Source organism: Mesorhizobium sp., from assembly GCF_004962925.1.
In the GTDB taxonomy this organism is placed as follows: domain Bacteria; phylum Pseudomonadota; class Alphaproteobacteria; order Rhizobiales; family Rhizobiaceae; genus Mesorhizobium.
Genome location: NZ_SUEO01000036.1, coordinates 1 through 17880 on the forward strand (window position 1 = coordinate 1; position 17880 = coordinate 17880).

General features: G+C 63.4%; 16 protein-coding genes. 8 read left to right on the top strand and 8 right to left on the bottom strand.

The window, feature by feature from the left end; all coding sequences use genetic code 11:
• Together secG and tpiA are read right to left on the bottom strand one after the other, a co-directional pair.
• A partial coding sequence (gene secG / locus E5W87_RS10355; RefSeq protein WP_292396670.1) for a preprotein translocase subunit SecG occupies positions 1-415 on the bottom strand: 415 nt, incomplete at its 3' end.
• 177 nt (positions 416-592) lie between these two features.
• The gene (tpiA, locus tag E5W87_RS10360; protein WP_292396672.1) at positions 593-1360 is read right to left on the bottom strand and encodes a triose-phosphate isomerase; all 768 of its coding nucleotides are present in this window, start codon (positions 1358-1360) and stop codon (positions 593-595) included.
• 144 nt (positions 1361-1504) lie between these two features.
• Here tpiA and E5W87_RS10365 point away from each other — a divergent pair, with 144 nt between their 5' ends.
• The 6 genes from E5W87_RS10365 (at position 1505) to lexA (ending at position 7871) form a co-directional block, all read left to right on the top strand.
• On the top strand, positions 1505-3397 hold the full coding sequence (locus E5W87_RS10365) for a SurA N-terminal domain-containing protein (protein WP_292396674.1): 1893 nt from the start codon (positions 1505-1507) through the stop codon (positions 3395-3397).
• Positions 3394-4404: an anthranilate phosphoribosyltransferase gene (trpD, locus tag E5W87_RS10370; protein ID WP_292396676.1), complete on the top strand. Its 1011-nt coding sequence runs from the start codon at positions 3394-3396 to the stop codon at positions 4402-4404. Before E5W87_RS10365 ends, trpD begins: the two co-directional genes overlap by 4 nt.
• A 4-nt stretch (positions 4405-4408) precedes the next feature.
• Positions 4409-5260, top strand: a complete 852-nt coding sequence (gene trpC, locus E5W87_RS10375) for an indole-3-glycerol phosphate synthase TrpC (RefSeq protein WP_292396678.1) — start codon at positions 4409-4411, stop codon at positions 5258-5260.
• Between the two features lie 66 nt (positions 5261-5326).
• Positions 5327-5824, top strand: coding sequence for a cyclic pyranopterin monophosphate synthase MoaC (moaC, locus tag E5W87_RS10380; protein WP_292396680.1), 498 nt, complete (start codon positions 5327-5329; stop codon positions 5822-5824).
• Positions 5824-7029 carry a gephyrin-like molybdotransferase Glp gene (glp, locus tag E5W87_RS10385; RefSeq protein WP_292396681.1) on the top strand — a complete coding sequence of 402 codons (1206 nt, stop codon included), beginning with the start codon at positions 5824-5826 and terminating at the stop codon, positions 7027-7029. Before moaC ends, glp begins: the two co-directional genes overlap by 1 nt.
• 104 nt (positions 7030-7133) lie before the next feature.
• Positions 7134-7871, top strand: a complete 738-nt coding sequence (gene lexA / locus E5W87_RS10390; RefSeq protein ID WP_292396683.1) for a transcriptional repressor LexA — start codon at positions 7134-7136, stop codon at positions 7869-7871.
• Here the strand turns inward: lexA and E5W87_RS10395 are convergent.
• Positions 7865-10321 carry a ComEC/Rec2 family competence protein gene (locus tag E5W87_RS10395; RefSeq protein ID WP_292396686.1) on the bottom strand — a complete coding sequence of 819 codons (2457 nt, stop codon included), beginning with the start codon at positions 10319-10321 and terminating at the stop codon, positions 7865-7867. The genes lexA and E5W87_RS10395 overlap by 7 nt on opposite strands.
• Before the next feature lie 102 nt (positions 10322-10423).
• Between E5W87_RS10395 and gltX the strand changes: the two genes are divergently transcribed.
• Together gltX and gltA are read left to right on the top strand one after the other, a co-directional pair.
• Positions 10424-11848 (top strand): glutamate--tRNA ligase, encoded by a 1425-nt coding sequence (gene gltX, locus E5W87_RS10400; protein WP_292396687.1) that lies wholly within the window; start codon positions 10424-10426, stop codon positions 11846-11848.
• 181 nt (positions 11849-12029) lie between these two features.
• Positions 12030-13358 carry a citrate synthase gene (gltA, locus tag E5W87_RS10405; RefSeq protein ID WP_292396689.1) on the top strand — a complete coding sequence of 443 codons (1329 nt, stop codon included), beginning with the start codon at positions 12030-12032 and terminating at the stop codon, positions 13356-13358.
• Positions 13359-13420: 62 nt separating this feature from the next.
• Here gltA and lpxB read toward each other — a convergent pair whose 3' ends face one another.
• Genes lpxB through lpxD form a run of 5 tightly spaced genes read right to left on the bottom strand, consistent with a single transcriptional unit; the run spans position 13421 to position 17834 of the window.
• Positions 13421-14590 carry a lipid-A-disaccharide synthase gene (gene lpxB / locus E5W87_RS10410; RefSeq protein WP_292396691.1) on the bottom strand — a complete coding sequence of 390 codons (1170 nt, stop codon included), beginning with the start codon at positions 14588-14590 and terminating at the stop codon, positions 13421-13423.
• Entirely contained in the window at positions 14580-15482 is a 903-nt protein-coding gene (locus E5W87_RS10415; RefSeq protein ID WP_292396693.1) for an LpxI family protein, read from the bottom strand. The genes lpxB and E5W87_RS10415 overlap by 11 nt, the downstream gene beginning before the upstream one ends.
• Positions 15469-16302, bottom strand: a complete 834-nt coding sequence (gene lpxA / locus E5W87_RS10420) for an acyl-ACP--UDP-N-acetylglucosamine O-acyltransferase (RefSeq protein WP_292396695.1) — start codon at positions 16300-16302, stop codon at positions 15469-15471. The genes E5W87_RS10415 and lpxA overlap by 14 nt, the downstream gene beginning before the upstream one ends.
• Before the next feature lie 13 nt (positions 16303-16315).
• Positions 16316-16783, bottom strand: coding sequence for a 3-hydroxyacyl-ACP dehydratase FabZ (gene fabZ, locus E5W87_RS10425; protein ID WP_095485245.1), 468 nt, complete (start codon positions 16781-16783; stop codon positions 16316-16318).
• Positions 16776-17834, bottom strand: a complete 1059-nt coding sequence (lpxD, locus tag E5W87_RS10430) for a UDP-3-O-(3-hydroxymyristoyl)glucosamine N-acyltransferase (RefSeq protein WP_292396697.1) — start codon at positions 17832-17834, stop codon at positions 16776-16778. The genes fabZ and lpxD overlap by 8 nt, the downstream gene beginning before the upstream one ends.
• Positions 17835-17880 lie beyond the last annotated feature (46 nt).

Consider the following 17880-nt stretch of genomic DNA (forward strand, 5'->3'; position numbering starts at 1 on the left):
TGGCCGGCGGTGTGGTCGAACCCGCTGCAGGCGGCGCAGCGGGAGCCGGAGCTGCGGCATCATTGCCGGAAGGTGGCGTTGGTGCCGTGTTGCCGGAAGGCGGCGTCGGCGCCGTAGTGCCAGGCAACTGGTTAAGCACGCCACCGCCCGCGCCGTTCGCCGCTGGCACGCGATCGAGAATATCGATCGGCTTCTCGCCGTAACGGGCGATGATCGACAGCGTCAGCGAGGTCGCGAAGAAAGCCGCGGCCAGGATCGCCGTCGCCCGCGTCAGCGCGTTGGCGGCGCCGCGCGCGGTCATGAAGCCCGATCCGCCGCCGATGCCGAGACCACCGCCTTCGGAGCGCTGCAGCAGCACCACACCGACAAGAGCGAGCACGACCATGAGGTGGACGACGATTAGTACGGTTTCCATAGTTTATCCTGGCAAAGCCTTGCGCGGCCGTGGATACGACCGGTGATTTGGAGGCGGCTCAATACAATGCTTTGACGGCATTTCCAAGCCCGTGGCCGGAATATGGGAAGCAATGCGCCCTTTGCAACGATTTCCGCTGCGGCACTGCCTATCCGAAGCGCCTGACAGGTCTAGGCGCTAGGAGATATTTCGATAGGCTTCGGCGATGCCGAGAAAGTCCGCCGCCTTCAGACTGGCGCCGCCGACCAGCGCGCCGTCGACATTTTTCACGCCAAGCAGTTCGACGGCGTTCGACGGCTTGACCGAGCCACCATAGAGGATGCGCATCTTCGCCGCTGAGCTGCCAAGCTTTTCCGACAGTTTTTCGCGAATATGCGTATGCGCCTCTGTAACGTCGGCGGCGGTCGGCGTCAGTCCTGTGCCGATCGCCCATACCGGCTCGTAGGCGATGACGGTATTCGACGCCGTGGCGTTGGGCGGCACTGAGCCGGCGATCTGGCGCAACAGCACGTCGAGCGTAGCGCCCGCTTCGCGTTCGGCTCTCGTCTCGCCGATGCAGATGATGGCCACCAGCCCGGCACGCCACGCAGCGGACGCCTTGGCCTGAACGGTCGCGTCGTCCTCGTTATGATCGGCGCGGCGTTCGGAATGACCGACGATGACGTGGCTGGCGCCCGCATCTTTCAGCATCTCGGCCGAAATGCAGCCGGTATGGGCGCCGCTCTCCTTGGTGTGGCAATCCTCTCCGCCGGCCCGGACCGGCGTACGCGACAAAATCTCTGCGGCGTGCGCAAGCAGCGTCGCCGGAACGCAGACCAGCGCTTCGGTCTCCGCATCGAGCCCGCTCATGAAGCCGTTGCCGATCATCCTGAGTTCGTTGAGCGAGGCACTGGTGCCGTTCATTTTCCAGTTGCCTGCGACCAGCGGGCGGATTCCTGGCGTCATGGGATTTGCTTCTCCGGGCAATATTCGGCTGCGTCCTCACTACCAAACTCAGCCCACAAAGCAATCGACAGTGGGCCGGAAGGACGCTATTGCGCTTGTTTCAGACTCGGCGCATGCGAAAATGCGCAAAAAATCGGAAGTGACATGCTTGGTATCTTGAGAAGCGCGGCGGGGACCTGGGTGGCGAAGGCGCTGCTGGTATTGTTGGTGTTGAGCTTCGCCGTCTGGGGCATTTCGGGGCAGCTTCTGGGTGGTTTTGCGGGCCATGACGCGGTTATCACCGCCGGAGGCACCAAAGTATCGATCAACGAGTATCGCCTCGCCTATGATCGGCAGATCAGCGTGATGTCGCAGCAATTCGGCCAGCGCATCAGCCGCGAGCAGGCGACGGCGCTCGGCCTGGATAACCAAGTGCTGGCGCAACTCGTGTCGGGTGCAGTGCTCGATGAGCAGGCCCGCAAGCTCGGGCTTGGGCTGTCCAAGGACCGCCTGGCCCAACTCACGCATGAGGACCCGGCCTTCAAGGGCCCTGGCGGCACGTTCGACAGAAGGACTTTCGAATACATACTGCAACAGGTCGGCATGCGGCCTGAAGACTATCTCAGGAATCGCGCCCAGGTGGCTGTGCGCCAGCAGATCGTCGAGGCGGTTTCGGACGGTCTCAAGACTCCGGATACCTTCTTGAAGGCGGTCGCGCTCTATCGTGGCGAAGACCGCACCATCGACTATCTGACTTTACCGAAATCGCTGGTCGAGCCGATTGAAGCGCCGTCCGACAGTGCGCTTTCGACCTATTTCGAGGAAAACAAGAAGACCTATGCGGCGCCTGAGTACCGCAAATTCTCCTATGTCAGGCTCGAGCCGCAAGACATTATGGATTTGAGTGCTGTGACCGACCAACAGGTCAGCGACGACTACAACAAGAACAAGGGGCGCTACACCACGCCGGAAACGCGCACTATCGAACAGCTCGTGTTCAAGACGGCTGATGCCGCCAAGGCCGCGCTCGATTCACTCAGGACCGGCGCGACCTTCGACAAAATCGTTGCCGCCGAGGGCAAGACGCAAGCCGACACGCTGCTCGGCACGCTGTCCAAGGACAAGATAGCCGACAAGGCGGTGGCCGACGCCGCCTTCGCGCTCAACGTCAACGAAGTCAGCCCGGTCGTTCAGGGCGCCTTTGGTCCGGTGCTGCTGCGCGTCACCGATATCAAGCCCGAAGTGGTGAAGCCGCGGGCCGAAGTGTCCGCCGAAATCCGCAAGGATCTGGCGCTGAGCGAGGCAAGCCGCATTCTGCTGGACGTGCATGACAACTACGAAGATAGCCGCGCTTCGGGCAGCACGCTTGCGCAAGCTGCCGAAAAACTGAAGCTGAAGGTTGTCACCATCGACGCGATCGATCGCACCGGCCAGAGGCCGGACGGTACCATCGTCAACGATCTGCCGGAATCGCCAGATCTCATCAAGGCGGTGTTCGACGCCGAACCCGGCGCCGAGAATCCCGACCTCACAACCGCCGGCAACGGCTTCGTGTTTTACGAGGTGGATTCGATCACGCCGGCCCGTGACCGCACACTGGATGAAGTCCGCCAGAAGGTAGTGGCCGACTGGACGGCGGCGGAAACGACCAAGCGGCTTACGGCGAAAGCGGACGAACTCGAAAAGCGGCTTACGGCCGGCGCCACGCTCGATGTGATCGCAAGCGAGCTCAAGCTCGAGAAGCAGACCAAGCGCGGCGTCAAGCGCGAGGCGGATGACGTCGATTTCGGCAAGGAAGGGGCGGCTGCGATGTTCGGCGAAGGCGAAGGCGGGACCGGGTTGATCCCCTCGCCCACCGGCGACGGACAGATACTGTTCAAGATTGCCGAAGTCTTCGAGCCTGCCGGAGCCGACGCCAGCTCGGTGCCAGAGGACGCGCAGAAATCCTTCACCTCCGGTATGTCCGACGACCTGCTCGACCAGTTGGTGGCGCAGTTGCAGACGCAATACGACGTTCGCATCGACCAGACAGCCGTTGCCCAAGCCCTGACCAGATGAGCGCGCTCAAGACCCATATCGCCAAGGTCGCGGCCGGCAGCGCCCTATCCTTCGAGGAGGCGCGCGAGGCCTTCGACATCATCATGTCGGGCGACGCTACGCCCGGCCAGATCGGCGGTTTCCTGATGGCGCTGCGGGTGCGCGGCGAGACGGTGAGCGAGATTTCCGGCGCCGTCGCCACCATGCGCGCCAAGATGCTGCGTGTCGATGCGCCCGCTGGCGCCATCGACATCGTCGGCACCGGCGGCGACAATTCCCACAGCGTCAACATCTCGACCGCATCCGCCTTCGTCATCGCCGCCTGCGGCGTGCCGGTGGCCAAGCACGGCAATCGCGGACTGTCCTCGCAGACAGGCGCCGCCGACGTGCTGACCGCGCTCGGCGTCAGGATCGATATCCCGCCGGAAACGATCAGCCGCTGCATCCACGATGCAGGCGTCGGCTTCATGTTCGCGCCGGCGCATCATCCGGCGATGAAGCATGTCGGCCCGACCCGCGTCGAGCTCGGCACCCGCACCATCTTCAACCTGCTTGGCCCACTCTCCAATCCGGCTGGTGTCAGCAGGCAGATGGTTGGCGTGTTCTTGCCGGAATGGATCATGCCGGTGGCTGAGACGCTGAAGGCACTGGGCGCCGAACACGCCTGGGTCGCCCATGGCGATGGCTATGACGAAATCACCACCACCGGTGAAACCCAAGTGGCCGAACTGGTCGGCGGTGAGATCCGCACCTTTACGCTGACCCCGGAAGCGGTCGGGCTGAAGCGTCACACCAAGGACGAGTTGCGCGGCGGCGATGCCGCCTACAACGCCCAGGCGCTGCGCGACATGCTGGGCGGTGCAGCTGGCGCCTTCCGTGATACGGTGCTGATGAACGCCGGGGCGGGACTGGTGGTGGCGGGCAAGGCCACGACCCTTGCCGACGGCATGGCGACGGCAGCGCAAGCCATCGACAGCGGCCGGGCGCTGCAAGTGCTCGATCGGCTGGTCGAGATTTCGAACGGATAGAGCCGTGTCTGATATCCTGCGCAAGATCGAAGCCTACAAACGCGACGAGATCGCGGCGGCGAAGGCGCGCGTGCCGCTTGCCGAGATCAAGGCACGGGCGAAGGACACCGATGCGCCGCGCGGCTTTCTCTCGGCCCTTGAAGCTATGCGCAAATCCGGCAGCTTCGCGCTGATCGCCGAGATCAAGAAGGCGAGCCCGTCCAAGGGCCTGATTCGAGCCGATTTCGATCCGCCGGCATTGGCCAGAGCCTATGCGAGAGGTGGCGCCGCCTGTCTCTCGGTGCTGACCGACGCGCCGTCCTTCCAGGGCGCGCCTGAATTCCTCACCGCTGCGCGCAGCGCCGTGACATTGCCCGCCTTGCGCAAGGATTTTCTGTTCGAGCCTTATCAGGTGTTCGAAGCCCGTGCATGGGGCGCGGACGCCATCCTGATCATCATGGCGAGCGTCGATGACGCCGTGGCCAGGGAGCTCGAAACGACGGCTTTCGAGCTCGGTATGGACGCGCTGGTCGAGGTGCATGACGAAGCCGAGACGGAACGCGCGCTGAAACTGTCGTCCCGGCTGATCGGCATCAACAACCGCAACCTCCGGACGTTCGAAACCAGTCTCGATACTTCGGAGCGGCTCGCGACGATGGTGCCGGCGAACCGCCTGCTGGTCAGCGAGAGCGGTATTTTCTCGCACGAGGACTGCCGCAGGCTGGAAAAAAGCGACATTGGTACCTTCCTTGTCGGCGAGAGCCTGATGCGGCAACAGGATGTGGCCGCCGCAACGCACCTGCTTTTGACGGGCAAGGCGCCGGCTCATGCATCGGCCCGAAAATCGGAATCGATTTTCGGAGAGCACGATGCATAAATCCAAACCATTAGAGCCGACTTTGTGCGTCCAAACGGACGCACGTCGCTCTAAGGCCGTCTGACGATGACGGCTGCCCTCACCCATCTTGGCGCGAAAGGCGAAGCCAATATGGTCGATGTCGGCGACAAGGCGGAAACGACCCGCACGGCGATCGCCGAAGGTTTTGTCTCGATGCGGCCAGAAACGCTGAAGATGATCCTCGACGGTGACGCCAAGAAAGGCGACGTGCTGGGCACCGCGCGCATCGCCGGCATCATGGCGGCCAAGAGGACGCATGAGCTGATCCCGCTCTGCCACCCGCTGCTGCTGACCAAGATATCCGTCGACATCGAACCGGACGCGACGCTGCCCGGCCTGAAGGTCACGGCGCTGGCCCGTGTCACCGGAAAGACCGGCGTCGAGATGGAGGCGCTGACCGCCGTCTCGGCCGCCTGCCTGACCATCTACGATATGGCCAAGGCGGTCGACCGCGCCATGGTGATCTCCGGCATCAGGCTGGTGGAAAAGACCGGCGGCAAATCCGGCGACTACAAGGTAGGCGCCCAAGAGGCAGGCCAATAATGGCGCTGCTTCCGGTCGCCGAGGCGCTTGAGCGCCTGCTCGAAGATGCTGCGCCCTTGCAAGCTGAAAGCGTCACCCTGATGGACGCCGCCGACCGGGTGCTGGCGGAACCGCTCACGGCGCTCCGCACTCAGCCGCCCTTCAACGCGTCCGCCATGGACGGCTATGCAGTGCGGGCCGAGGATGTCGCCTCCGTGCCGGCAAGACTTTCGGTGATCGGCACGGCGCCGGCCGGACGCGGCTTTGCCGGAACGGTCGGCCCGGCGCAGGCCGTGCGCATCTTCACCGGCGCGCCGCTTCCCGCAGGCGCTGACACCATCGTCATCCAAGAGAACGCCAGGGATCTCGGCGGTGGCAGCATCGAAGTGACCGCGTCTACGGTTGAAGGCCGCAACATCCGGCGCCTCGGGCTCGATTTCTTGAAGGGCGATCTTCTGCTGGAGAAAGGCCGCCTGCTTGATCCGGCGGCGTTGTCGCTGGCAGCGTCGGCCAACCATCCGCAGGTCAGCGTGGTGAAACGGCCGCTGGTCGCCATCATCGCCACCGGCGACGAATTGCTGCCACCAGGCAGCGACCTTGGCCCCGACCAGATCATCTCGTCCAACGCCTATGGCGTCGCCGCCGCGGCGCGCTCGGTCGGCGCCAGCGCGCTCGACCTCGGCATCGCCCCCGACCGCAAGGAGGCGATCGCCGCGCTGGTAAAAAAGGCGGTCGATGCAGGAGCCGACGTCATCGTCACACTGGGCGGCGCCTCGGTCGGCGACCACGACCTCGTCCATGACGTGCTGACTGGCGAAGGCATGACGCTCGATTTCTGGAAGATCGCCATGCGGCCGGGCAAGCCGCTGATGTTCGGGCGGCTGGGCGATATCCGCTGCATCGGCCTGCCCGGCAATCCGGTGGCGAGCCTGGTCTGCACGCAGCTCTTCCTGAAGCCGCTGCTTGCGCGGCTCGGCGGCCGCGCCTACCGGCAGGACATGCGCCAGGCGCGGCTCGGCGCCGCCATGCCGGCCAACGATATCAGGCAGGACTATGTACGCGCCGTGGTGAAGGAAGAGGCCGGCACGCTTAAGGCGACGCCGTTCGGCATCCAGGATTCCTCGATGCTCAGAATGCTGGCCGACGCCGACGGGCTGATCGTGCGCGAGCCATTCGCACCCCCAGCCGCGACAGGCGCCGCCTGCAGCGTGCTGATGCTACGCTGAACAAACCGTCAACACATTCATTAAACTTTAAACGGTTGCGGAACACAACTGGAACAGATAGTGTTTGTTCTGGGTTTGTTTTTCTGATTCTGTTGGGGGTCGCGATGCTGACACGCAAACAACATGAGCTGCTGATGTTCATCCACGAGCGGCTGAAGGAAAGCGGCATTCCACCCTCGTTCGACGAGATGAAAGAAGCGCTCGACCTCGCCTCCAAATCGGGAATCCATCGGCTGATCACGGCGCTGGAGGAGCGCGGCTTCATTCGCCGGCTGCCCAACCGCGCCCGCGCGCTGGAAGTGCTGCGCTTGCCCGATTCAATCGCGCCCGGCCTCAATGCGGCGCGCAAATTCTCGCCGAGCGTCATCCAGGGCAGCCTTGGGCAGGGCAGTCTCGGTAGACAGATCAAGCCGGCGCCTTCACGCATGCCTTCGGCCGGCAATGACGACGATGTCGTTGCCACCGTCTCCATCCCGGTGATGGGCCGCATCGCTGCCGGTGTACCGATCGATGCCATCCAGCACCAGACGCATTCGATCTCGGTGCCACCGGACATGATCACCGGCGGCACGCACTACGCGCTGGAGGTCAAGGGTGATTCGATGATCGAGGCCGGCATTTTCGACGGCGACACAGTCATCATCCGCAATGCCGACACCGCCCAACCTGGCGAGATCATTGTCGCACTGGTCGACGAGGAGGAAGCGACGCTGAAGCGGTTCCGCCGCAAAGGCGCCTCGATCGCCCTGGAAGCCGCCAATCCGGCCTATGAGACGCGCATCTTCGGGCCGGACCGGGTCAAGGTGCAAGGCAAGCTGGTCGGGTTGATCCGACGTTACTGAGCGGCAGCTTTCTTGGGTTTCTCGGCCCTGCGGTATGGCGGCAGGCCCCTCGCCTCGCGCGAAAATCTCCGTTGCTCATGCCAAGGCCTATATGGCTGTTTGACAGCAAAACGGATTTCTGCGCGCGTCGTCGCCGATAGCGGATCGAAAAAGACGGCAGCACTGCCCATGCGAGCGAGCTGCCGTTTGGTGACGACTAGAACCAGCGGATTGCGGCAGGGATTATAATAGGCTGTGGCATCGTCGATGACGATCAGATCCGCAAAGGCACAGGCTGGCCGCGCGATTTTGCGATCGTCGGCGAGCGCGATGATCGCGCCGGACGGATGCCGGGCAAGGCACAGGCCGGCAGTGCAGTAGAAAGGCGCTCCCGGCGGCAGGTCGGCCGGGTCGGCGATGTCGAACCGCACGTCTCCTTTTTCGAACGTCTCCGGCTCGACAATGGTCGCTGAAGTCAGCGCATGTTTCCAATTGTTGGTGGTGAATTCGTTCGAACGCACCCGATTGACGGCAAGTTCGCCGCCGCCGATCGGCAGCGCCACCAGATGCGCATCCTCCGAGATCAGCACGTCGGGGGTGCGTGTCTCGGAAATCGTCAGCAGGCCGGCAAGCGCAAAGGGAAGTGCCGCAAGCCGCAACCATGTCGTCGCCATCGTGGCGATGACCAGGGCGACCGTCACCAGCAGAACCGACTGCAACGAAATCAGCCCGACTGCATCGACCGGCGAACGCTCGGAGATCCATCCCGATATTGCAATCATGGCCGTCAGCCCCTTGCCCATCATGTAGAGGAAGGGGCCGTCGAAGCCGAAAGGCATTGTCAAGGCGCTGATGACCGCCAGGAACATGACGATCGTGACGATCGGCATGACGGCCAGATTGGCGAACAGGCTGAGCGGCGAGACGCGCTGAAAGTGCCAGATGGCGAAGAGCGCGGTGGCGCTGCCGGCAATGATGGAGGTCATTGCTATGGTGCCTGTCCCAGCGACGAGTTTCCGCGTGACGAAAGCGACCGGGGACCGTCGCTGTGGCGGCGCGGTGGCCTTGTCGGCACGATAGTCGGACCAGCCGGCATAGGCGCCCACGAGAGCCGCGGTCGCGGCGAACGACATCTGGAAGCTTGGGCCGACCACCTCGTGCGGCGACACGACGATGACGGCGATGGCTGAAATCGTAAGATTGCGCATGGTGAGCGCGGCCCGATCGAACAGTACGGCGACAAGCATCACCGCCAGCATGATGAAGCTGCGCTCAGCCGCGACCACGACACCGGAAAAAATGAGATAGGCAGCGATGGAAAGGAGTGCGGCGCCGGCCGCATATTTTTTGACCGGCCGACGCGACGAAAAATCGGGAAACAGCGCAAAGGCGCCGCGCAGCAATCCCATGATTGTGCCGGCGACAAGCGCCATGTGCAGGCCGGAAATGGAGATGATGTGGTAGATGCCGGTGCGCCGCATCGATTCGTTGATCTCTTCGGGGATGCCGGCACGCACGCCGACGATCAGCGCAGCGGCAATCTCCCCCTCGGCGCCACCGATGCTGTCCCTGATATGGTCGGCAATGGTTTCGCGGGCCTTTTCGATCGACGAAGACAGGCGCGCGGCTAACGGTGCATCTTCGGAAGCGACGATCTTCGGATTGCCGAGGAAAAAGCCACTGGCACCGATACCGGCGAAATAGCTGTCAAAGGAGAAGTCATAGCTGTCTGGCCTAACCGGGCCAGTCGGAGGCAGAAGCCTCACATAGCCGGTTGCCACCAAGCCTGCGGTCATCTCAGCGGGAATTTTACGTGCCGAAACCCTGACACGTTCCGGTGCATAATGCAGTGTCGGCCGGGCGGTCGATATCACGTCGAGGGTCAGCCTGATCCGGCCGTTCGCCATCTGGTCGAGCCTGACGACGCGGCCGGTGAGCTGGGTCTGGATTACCGAACCGAGCATCTGCGTTCCCGCGCGCCAGGTTTCAACCTTGGCGGCGAGCACGCCGAGCGCGCACAGCAACGCTGCCATGAAACACAAATGCGTTTTGCGCCATGACCGCGTGACCGCTGCGCACAATGCCGTGAGGACCACAACGGCTACGGGTTGGGGAAAGTCCGGTTCCACGGCAAGCGAAAAATAGACGATCACCCCGGTTGCCAGGAAAACCGGCACCAGCAGGAAGGCGACGCCGCGGTCGAGTTCCATGCCGGCCGCCAAAACAACGCTGTTGCGGATGCCGGATGGTGAAAGACGGCGGAACTGTCGGCGGAAACGAACGACAGGCCCGGGCATTGGAGCCGATATCGGCGCGGAGCGGTCCGGCGAGAGAGGCTGGATGCCGGGGTGCGACGCAGGCAGCGAAACGGGTAGCGGCTCGGCGAGAGGAACGTCGGCAAACAGCGATCGTTCGCTGACGCTTGCGATCACGCCCTCACTCTCGTCCACGCCGCGGCCTGGTCCAGCCATCGGGTCTGCCCCTTGCGCCCTTGACCTCCTATGCTACATGAACGCGCGACGCGCGAAAGTCCGCGCAACCACATCGGTTTCCTGCGCTTGCCCGAGAGTTCCATGTCCGACAAGGTCGTCACCCGTTTTGCCCCCTCGCCCACCGGCTTCCTGCATATTGGCGGGGCCCGGACGGCGCTGTTCAACTGGCTGTATTCGAAACACACCGGCGGCAAGATGCTGCTGCGCATTGAAGACACCGATCGTGAGCGTTCGACCGATGCGGCAACCGCCGCCATTCTCGACGGGCTCTCCTGGCTCGGCCTCACCTGGGACGGCGAGCCGGTATCGCAGTTCGAGCGCGCGCCGCGCCACCGCGCTGTCGCCGAGGAGTTGGTGCGCCTCGGCAAGGCCTATCACTGCTATGCGACGCCGGCTGAGCTGGAGGCGATGCGTGAGAGCGCGCGGGCCAAGGGGCTGCCTCCCCGCTATGACGGCCGCTGGCGCGACCGCGATCCGTCTGAGGCGCCGGCCGGCGCCAAGGGCGCCATCCGTATCAAGGCCCCGGCCGACGGCGAGACGGTGGTGCGTGACCTTGTGCAGGGCGATGTCCGCTTCCCCAACAAGGATCTCGACGATTTCATCATCCTGCGCTCGGACGGCAATCCGACCTATATGCATGCGGTCGTCGTCGACGATCACGACATGGGCATTACCCACATCATCCGCGGCGACGACCATCTGACCAATGCCGCCCGCCAGATGGTGATCTATCGGGCCATGGGCTGGGACGTGCCGTCGATGTCGCATATCCCGCTGATCCATGGCGCCGACGGCGCCAAGCTGTCGAAGCGGCACGGGGCCCTCGGCGTCGAAGCCTATCGTGCCATGGGCTATCTGCCCGAGGCACTGCTCAACTACCTGGCGCGGCTCGGCTGGAGCCACGGCGACGACGAAATCATGTCGATCGCCGACATGATTGCATGGTTCGACATCGGCGACGTCAACAAGGGAGCCGCCCGCTTCGACTTCGCCAAGCTCGAGGCGCTGAACGGCGTGCACATGCGCCGCATGAACGACGCCGAATTGCTCGATATCTTCATCGCCACTTTGCCCTATCTCGAAGGCGGCCCGGCGATCGCACCGCGCCTCGACGACACGCGCAAGGCGCAGTTGCTTGCCGCCCTGCCAGGCCTGAAGGAGCGCGCCAAGACGCTGGTCGAGCTGGCCGACGGTGCCGCCTTCCTGTTTGCCGCGCGGCCGCTGCCGATCGACGACAAGGCGGCGGCGCTGCTCAGCGGTGAAGCGCGCAAGATCCTGCGGGGCGCGCACGCGGCGCTGAAGGCGATTTCAGGCGATTGGACGGCCGAAGCGGCGGAAGCCGCGATCCGGGAATATGCACTGGCTGGCGGCCACAAGCTCGGCGCCGTGGCCCAACCCTTGCGTGCCGCGCTCACCGGAAAGAGCACCTCGCCCGGCGTGTTCGACGTGCTTGCCGTGCTTGGCCGCGACGAAAGCCTGGCGCGCGTCGCGGATCAAATCGATTAGCAAAACTGGCCTAAGAAGATTGGCATTGAAAGGTGGGTTTCGCAGTGCAACATTAGGTCTTGGCCCAATTTGGCACGCAAATCCAATTGCGGGCGTAAACGCGCGGACTCCGATCCTTTCGACGTGTTGCGTTGCAGATATTTCGCCTTTGCCGGCATGAGAAAACCAAAAGGAGTTTGCAATGTCCGAAGCTGCGACAAAAATGGAATTTGGCGGCAAAACCCAGGCGTCGACTGCAAAACTTGAGTTCGGCGGCAAAACTCACGAACTCAAGGTGCGAAGCGGCTCGGTCGGACCTGATGTCATCGATATCGGCTCGCTTTACAGCACCACTGGGGCCTTCACCTACGATCCCGGCTTCACGTCGACGGCAAGCTGCGAGTCGGAGATCACTTTCATCGACGGCGATGCCGGCATCCTTTTGCATCGCGGCTATCCCATCGACCAGCTGGCCGAGCATGGCGACTTCCTCGAAGTCTGCTATCTCTTGCTCTACGGCGAATTGCCGACCAAGGCGCAGAAGGACGATTTTGACTACCGGGTGACGCGCCACACCATGGTGCATGAGCAGATGTCGCGGTTCTTCACTGGCTTTCGCCGGGATGCGCACCCGATGGCGGTGATGTGCGGCGTGGTCGGCGCGCTGTCGGCCTTCTATCACGATTCCACCGACATCTCGGATCCGTATCAGCGCATGGTCGCATCGATGCGGCTGATCGCGAAAATGCCGACGATCGCGGCGATGGCCTACAAATATCACATCGGTCAGCCCTTCATTTACCCGAAGAACGAGCTGAATTTCGCGGCCAACTTCCTGCATATGTGCTTTGCCGTGCCGTGCGAGGAATACAAGATCAATCCGGTTCTGGCCCGTGCGATGGAGCGCATCTTCATCCTGCACGCCGATCACGAGCAGAACGCCTCGACCTCGACCGTCCGCCTCGCCGGCTCGTCGGGCGCCAATCCGTTTGCCTGCATCGCCGCCGGCATCGCCTGCCTGTGGGGACCGGCCCATGGCGGCGCCAACGAGGCGGCCTTGAACATGCTGGGCGAGATCGGCCATGTCGACCACATCCCGGAATTCATCGCCCGCGCCAAGGACAAGAACGACCCGTTCCGGCTGATGGGTTTCGGCCACCGCGTCTACAAGAACTATGATCCGCGTGCCAAGATCATGCAGAAGACGGCACATGAGGTTCTGGGCGAACTCGGCATCAAGGACGATCCGCTGCTCGACATCGCCATGGAGCTGGAGAAGATCGCGCTGACCGACCCCTATTTCATTGAGAAGAAGCTTTACCCGAACGTCGATTTCTATTCCGGCATCACGCTGAAGGCGCTGGGCTTCCCCACCACCATGTTCACGGTGCTGTTCGCGGTCGCCCGCACCGTCGGCTGGATCGCGCAGTGGAAAGAGATGATCGAGGATCCGCACCAGAAGATCGGCCGCCCGCGCCAGCTCTATACAGGTGCGCCGGAACGCGACTACGTGCCGATTGCAAAGCGGTAAACTCGAGCGAATAGCGAATAGGGACAGAGTTGCGTCTGCGGTAAGCCACTCCTCCCTATTCGCTACTCCCTATTCGCTCCTTTGATACACTTCATCACGACCCCCGCTGCGATATCGCCCGAAGGTCTGTCGACGGCCATGCGTCTGGCCACCTCGGCAAAACCGTCCTTCTGCCATGCGCGATAAGGGGTGTCGGAAAACAGCGCCTCCAATTGCCGTGCCAGATAATGCGGCCGCACATATTCGTTGTAGTTTTCCGGCACGACGGGGCGGTCGGCGATAAGATTGGGCAAGGCGGCGCTCCATACGGTGATCAGGCGCTGGACCATCCGCATGACCGGATCGAGCCGGTAGCAGGAGATCATCGGCACACCCGACAGCGCCAACTCCAGCGACACCGTTCCCGATGCGATCAGCGCCGCATCGGCCTTACCGAAGGCCTGCCATTTGCGCTCGGGATCAAGGATGATCTCCGGCTTCTCGTCCCAGCTTGCGACCGAAGCCCTGACCAGGTCGGCGACATGCGGCACCGTCGGCAACAGCAGGCGCAAGCGATGTCCGCGCGCGCGCAGGATCGAGATCGTCTTGCCGAACGGGCCGACCAGCCGTCGCACCTCGCCGCGGCGCGAGCCGGGGAGCACAAGCAGCGTCTTCACACGATCATCGGACAGATCGCGCGGCAAGCTTTGCGCCTTGGCAGCGCTGAGCACGCCCGGATCATGTGTGAGGCGATGGCCGACATAGGTACCGGGCGGACCGCCGAGGCGGGCGAGCTCCTTCACTTCGAAAGGCAGGATGCAGAGGATGTGGTCGACATACGGTTTCATCGCCACCGCCCTGCCCGGCCGCCACGCCCAGACGCTCGGGCAGACATAGTGGACGATCGGGATCGCCGGATCGGCGGCGCGAACCTTCTTCGCCACGCGCAGCGAAAAATCCGGGCTGTCGATGGTGACGAGACAGTCGGGCTTTTCACCGGCGACCGCGTTGGCCGTCTGGCTGATCCGCCGCATCAGGCGCGGCAGCTCGCGCAGGATGGCGCTCAAGCCCATGAGCGCGATCTCGCCGCCGTCGAAGAGCGGTGTGAGGCCGAGTGCGTGCAAATGGCGGCCGACAAGCCGGACCTCGCGGCCGGTCGTGCGCTTGAGCGCCTCTACGATGTCGGCACCAAGCAGATCACCGGATTCCTCGCCGGCGACGATGGCGATCTTCAGCGGTTTCTCAGTCGCCATGCGCCGGCTCCGCAGCAGGCAGGCCAATCACGAACAGGCCGAGCGCATTGGCGCGTGCGACGACGGTGGGGCCTTCCAGAACCAGCGAGCGGCCGGCTTCGACGGCAATGCCGGCAAGTCCGGCGGCATGCGCCGCCTCGATCGTCTGCGGGCCGATGGAGGGCAGGTCGGCGCGCAACTCCTGGCCGGGCTTGGCGCATTTGACCAGGACGCCGCGCGTTCTGCCGGCAAGTCTGCCATGGCCGCGCAACTGCCTTGTTCGATCAAGCAATCCATCGGTGCCCTCGACACCTTCCAGCGCGATGGCGCGGCCGCCGATTGCGACCGCCGCTTGGCCGATATCCAACGCGCCGATGGCCTTTGCCGCGGCACGCGCCGCTTCGATGTCGCGCCAGTCTGATTTGCGCGGCGCTGCCTTGGTCAGCGTCCCTTCGGCCGCGACCAGCTCCGGCACGATCTCATGGGCACCGACAACCTTGATGCCGCTGCGCTCGATCCTTCGCACGAACAGTTTCAGCACGGTGTCGTCGCCTTGGGTTACACCGACAAGAAGGCTGGGCACCCAGGCGAGCAGGCCAAAATTGAGGCGCATGGCGCTCAGCCTGGGGCGGCGTGTGATATGGCCCGCGGTCACCAGATGGGTAACATGGTGATCTTTGAGCGTCGGCAACAGTGAGCCGACATCCTCCAGCCTCAAGGTCGCCTGCTCGTAGTCGTCGAAGTCGGATATGCGGTCGACCTCGCCCGCCGCCATTACGACGAAGGGAGACTTGCCGTGCCCAGCAAGCGCCCTGGCAACTTCGACCGGCAAACTGCCGCCGCCGGCGATGATGCCGACCCTGGCATCTGGCGCGAGATCAAGGCCCGTCCGGGTGGCCTCAATCTTCGTCATCTGCATCGTCGCCGTCGCCACCCCTAAGCGACGGGACGGCATAGTGCCGCTTGCCGCGACTGGCGATGAAATCGATGATTTTCATGGCGGTCGGTGACGAGGCGAATTCCGCCTTAGCGGACTCGACGTTTTCGCCGACGGTTCGGGAGCGATCGAAAATCGTCCTGTAAGCCTTGCGCAGCGTTTGGATCTCGGAGCGCGGCAGGCCGGCGCGCTTCAGACCAATGATGTTGAGGCCGCGAAGTTTGGCGCGATTGCCGACGGCGATGGCATAGGGAATCACATCGCCGACGATTGCCGAGCAACCGCCGAGAAAGGCGTTGTCGCCGACGCGAACAAACTGATGAACGGCGGTGAGGCCACCGATATAGACGTTGTCGCCGACCTCGCAATGGCCGCCCAACGTGGCTCCATTGGCGAAGGTGGCGTTCTTGCCGACGATGCAGTCATGGGCGATGTGGGCGTAGGCAAGGAAGTTGCCGTTGTCGCCGATCGTCGTCTCGCCGCGGCTGGAATCGGTGCCGAGGTGCATGGTCACGCCTTCGCGGATCGTGCAGTTCTCACCGATGACCAGCGTGGTGCGGCCCCCCTTGTGCTTGGTGTTCTGCGGCGGCGCGCCCAGCGTCGCCATCGGATAGACCTTGGTCGACGCACCGATGGTGGTCGCGCCCATCACCGAGATATGGCTGACCAGTTCGACGCGGTCCCCGATCACCGCGTCGGCGCTGATGTGGCAGAACGGCCCGATGCGGACGCCTTCGCCGATTTTAGCGCCTGCCTCGATGATCGACGATGGATGGATGACTGTCTGGATTTTCATAAGCATTCGATCGTCAGTCGCTCGTAACCATCATCGCCGAGATCTCGGCTTCCGCGGCCTTGACGCCGTCGACCAGAGCCTCGCAGGCGAATTTGAGAAGGTTGCCGCGTTTCTTGATTTTCTTCACATGGATCTTCAACTGGTCGCCGGGAACGACCGGTTTGCGGAATTTGGCGTTGTCGATGGTCAGGAAATAGACCAGCGACGGTTTTTCGGTGCCAAGGCTGCGGATGCAGATGGCGCCGGCCGTCTGCGCCATCGCCTCGACGATCAGCACGCCGGGCATCACCGGCTGGTCCGGGAAATGACCCTGAAAATGCGGCTCGTTTATGGTCACGTTCTTGATCCCGATAGCGGACTCGTCGCCATCGATGTCGATAATGCGGTCGATCATCAGGAACGGATAGCGATGCGGCAGGAGCTTCATCAGCCCCAATATGTCGACCGCCTCGAGCGTCGTCGCCGCCACCATCTCAGCTATTCCCTCCGTCGCCGGATTTGCGCGCCCTGGCCAGTCTTCGCAGGGCCGCGATCTCCCGCATGGCTTCCGCCATCGGCTGTGCCGGATACCCTCCCCAAATCTCGCCCGCAGGGACGTTGCTCATGAACCCGCTTCTTGCGGCAAGCTTGGCCCCTGTCCCTATGGTCAGGTGATCCGCAAGGCCGACACCGCCACCCATGGTGACGTTGTCGCCCACCGTTACGGAACCGGAAATACCCGAAAGGCCGGCGATTATACAATTGCGGCCGATGCGGACGTTATGAGCGATCTGCACCAGATTGTCGATCTTAGTGCCTTGGCCGATGATCGTGTCGGACATGGCGCCACGATCGACCGTGGTGTTCGAGCCGATCTCGACATCGTCCTGGATAACGACCCGGCCGATTTGCGGGACGCGCTCCGGGCCCTTGGCGCCGGCCACGAAACCAAAACCGTCCTGACCGATGCGGGCGCCGCCATGGATGATGACGCGGTTGCCGATCAGCGCGTATTGGATGCTTGCGCCCGGACCGACATAGCCATCGCGGCCGAACTGGCAGGAGGGACCGATAACGGCATGAGGAGCAATGACGCTTCCGCTGCCGATAGAAGCGCGGGGGCCGATGATCGCGCCGGCCTCGATGATCGCGCCGGCCTCAATGTGCGCCGAAGGATCGATATGGGCATGCGGTGAGATACCGGTTTCGCCGGTCATCGGCGCCGGTGTGGCGGCAGCCGGGAAAAGAAGACGTCCGACCATCGCGAAAGCCTGCTGCGGGCGCGGATGGACCAGAACCGCGATGCCGGCCGGCGCCTTGCCGGCAAATTCGGCGGGACAGAGGACCGCCGCCGCCCGCAGCGATTGCATCAGCGCGAAGTTGCGTCTGCCGTCGACGAAGACAAGGGCGTGCTCACCGCCTTCGCTTGCCGGTGCCAAGGCTTCGATCGATATATCGGAAAGGGCGGAATCGACAAGCACCGAGCCGGTCAGATTCGCGACTTCGCCAGCCGTATACCGGCGTGAGGGCGCGAAGAACACCGGATCGGTCATTCCAGAAGCTATATCCAGCTAGCGCATGACCCGGAAAATCGGAATC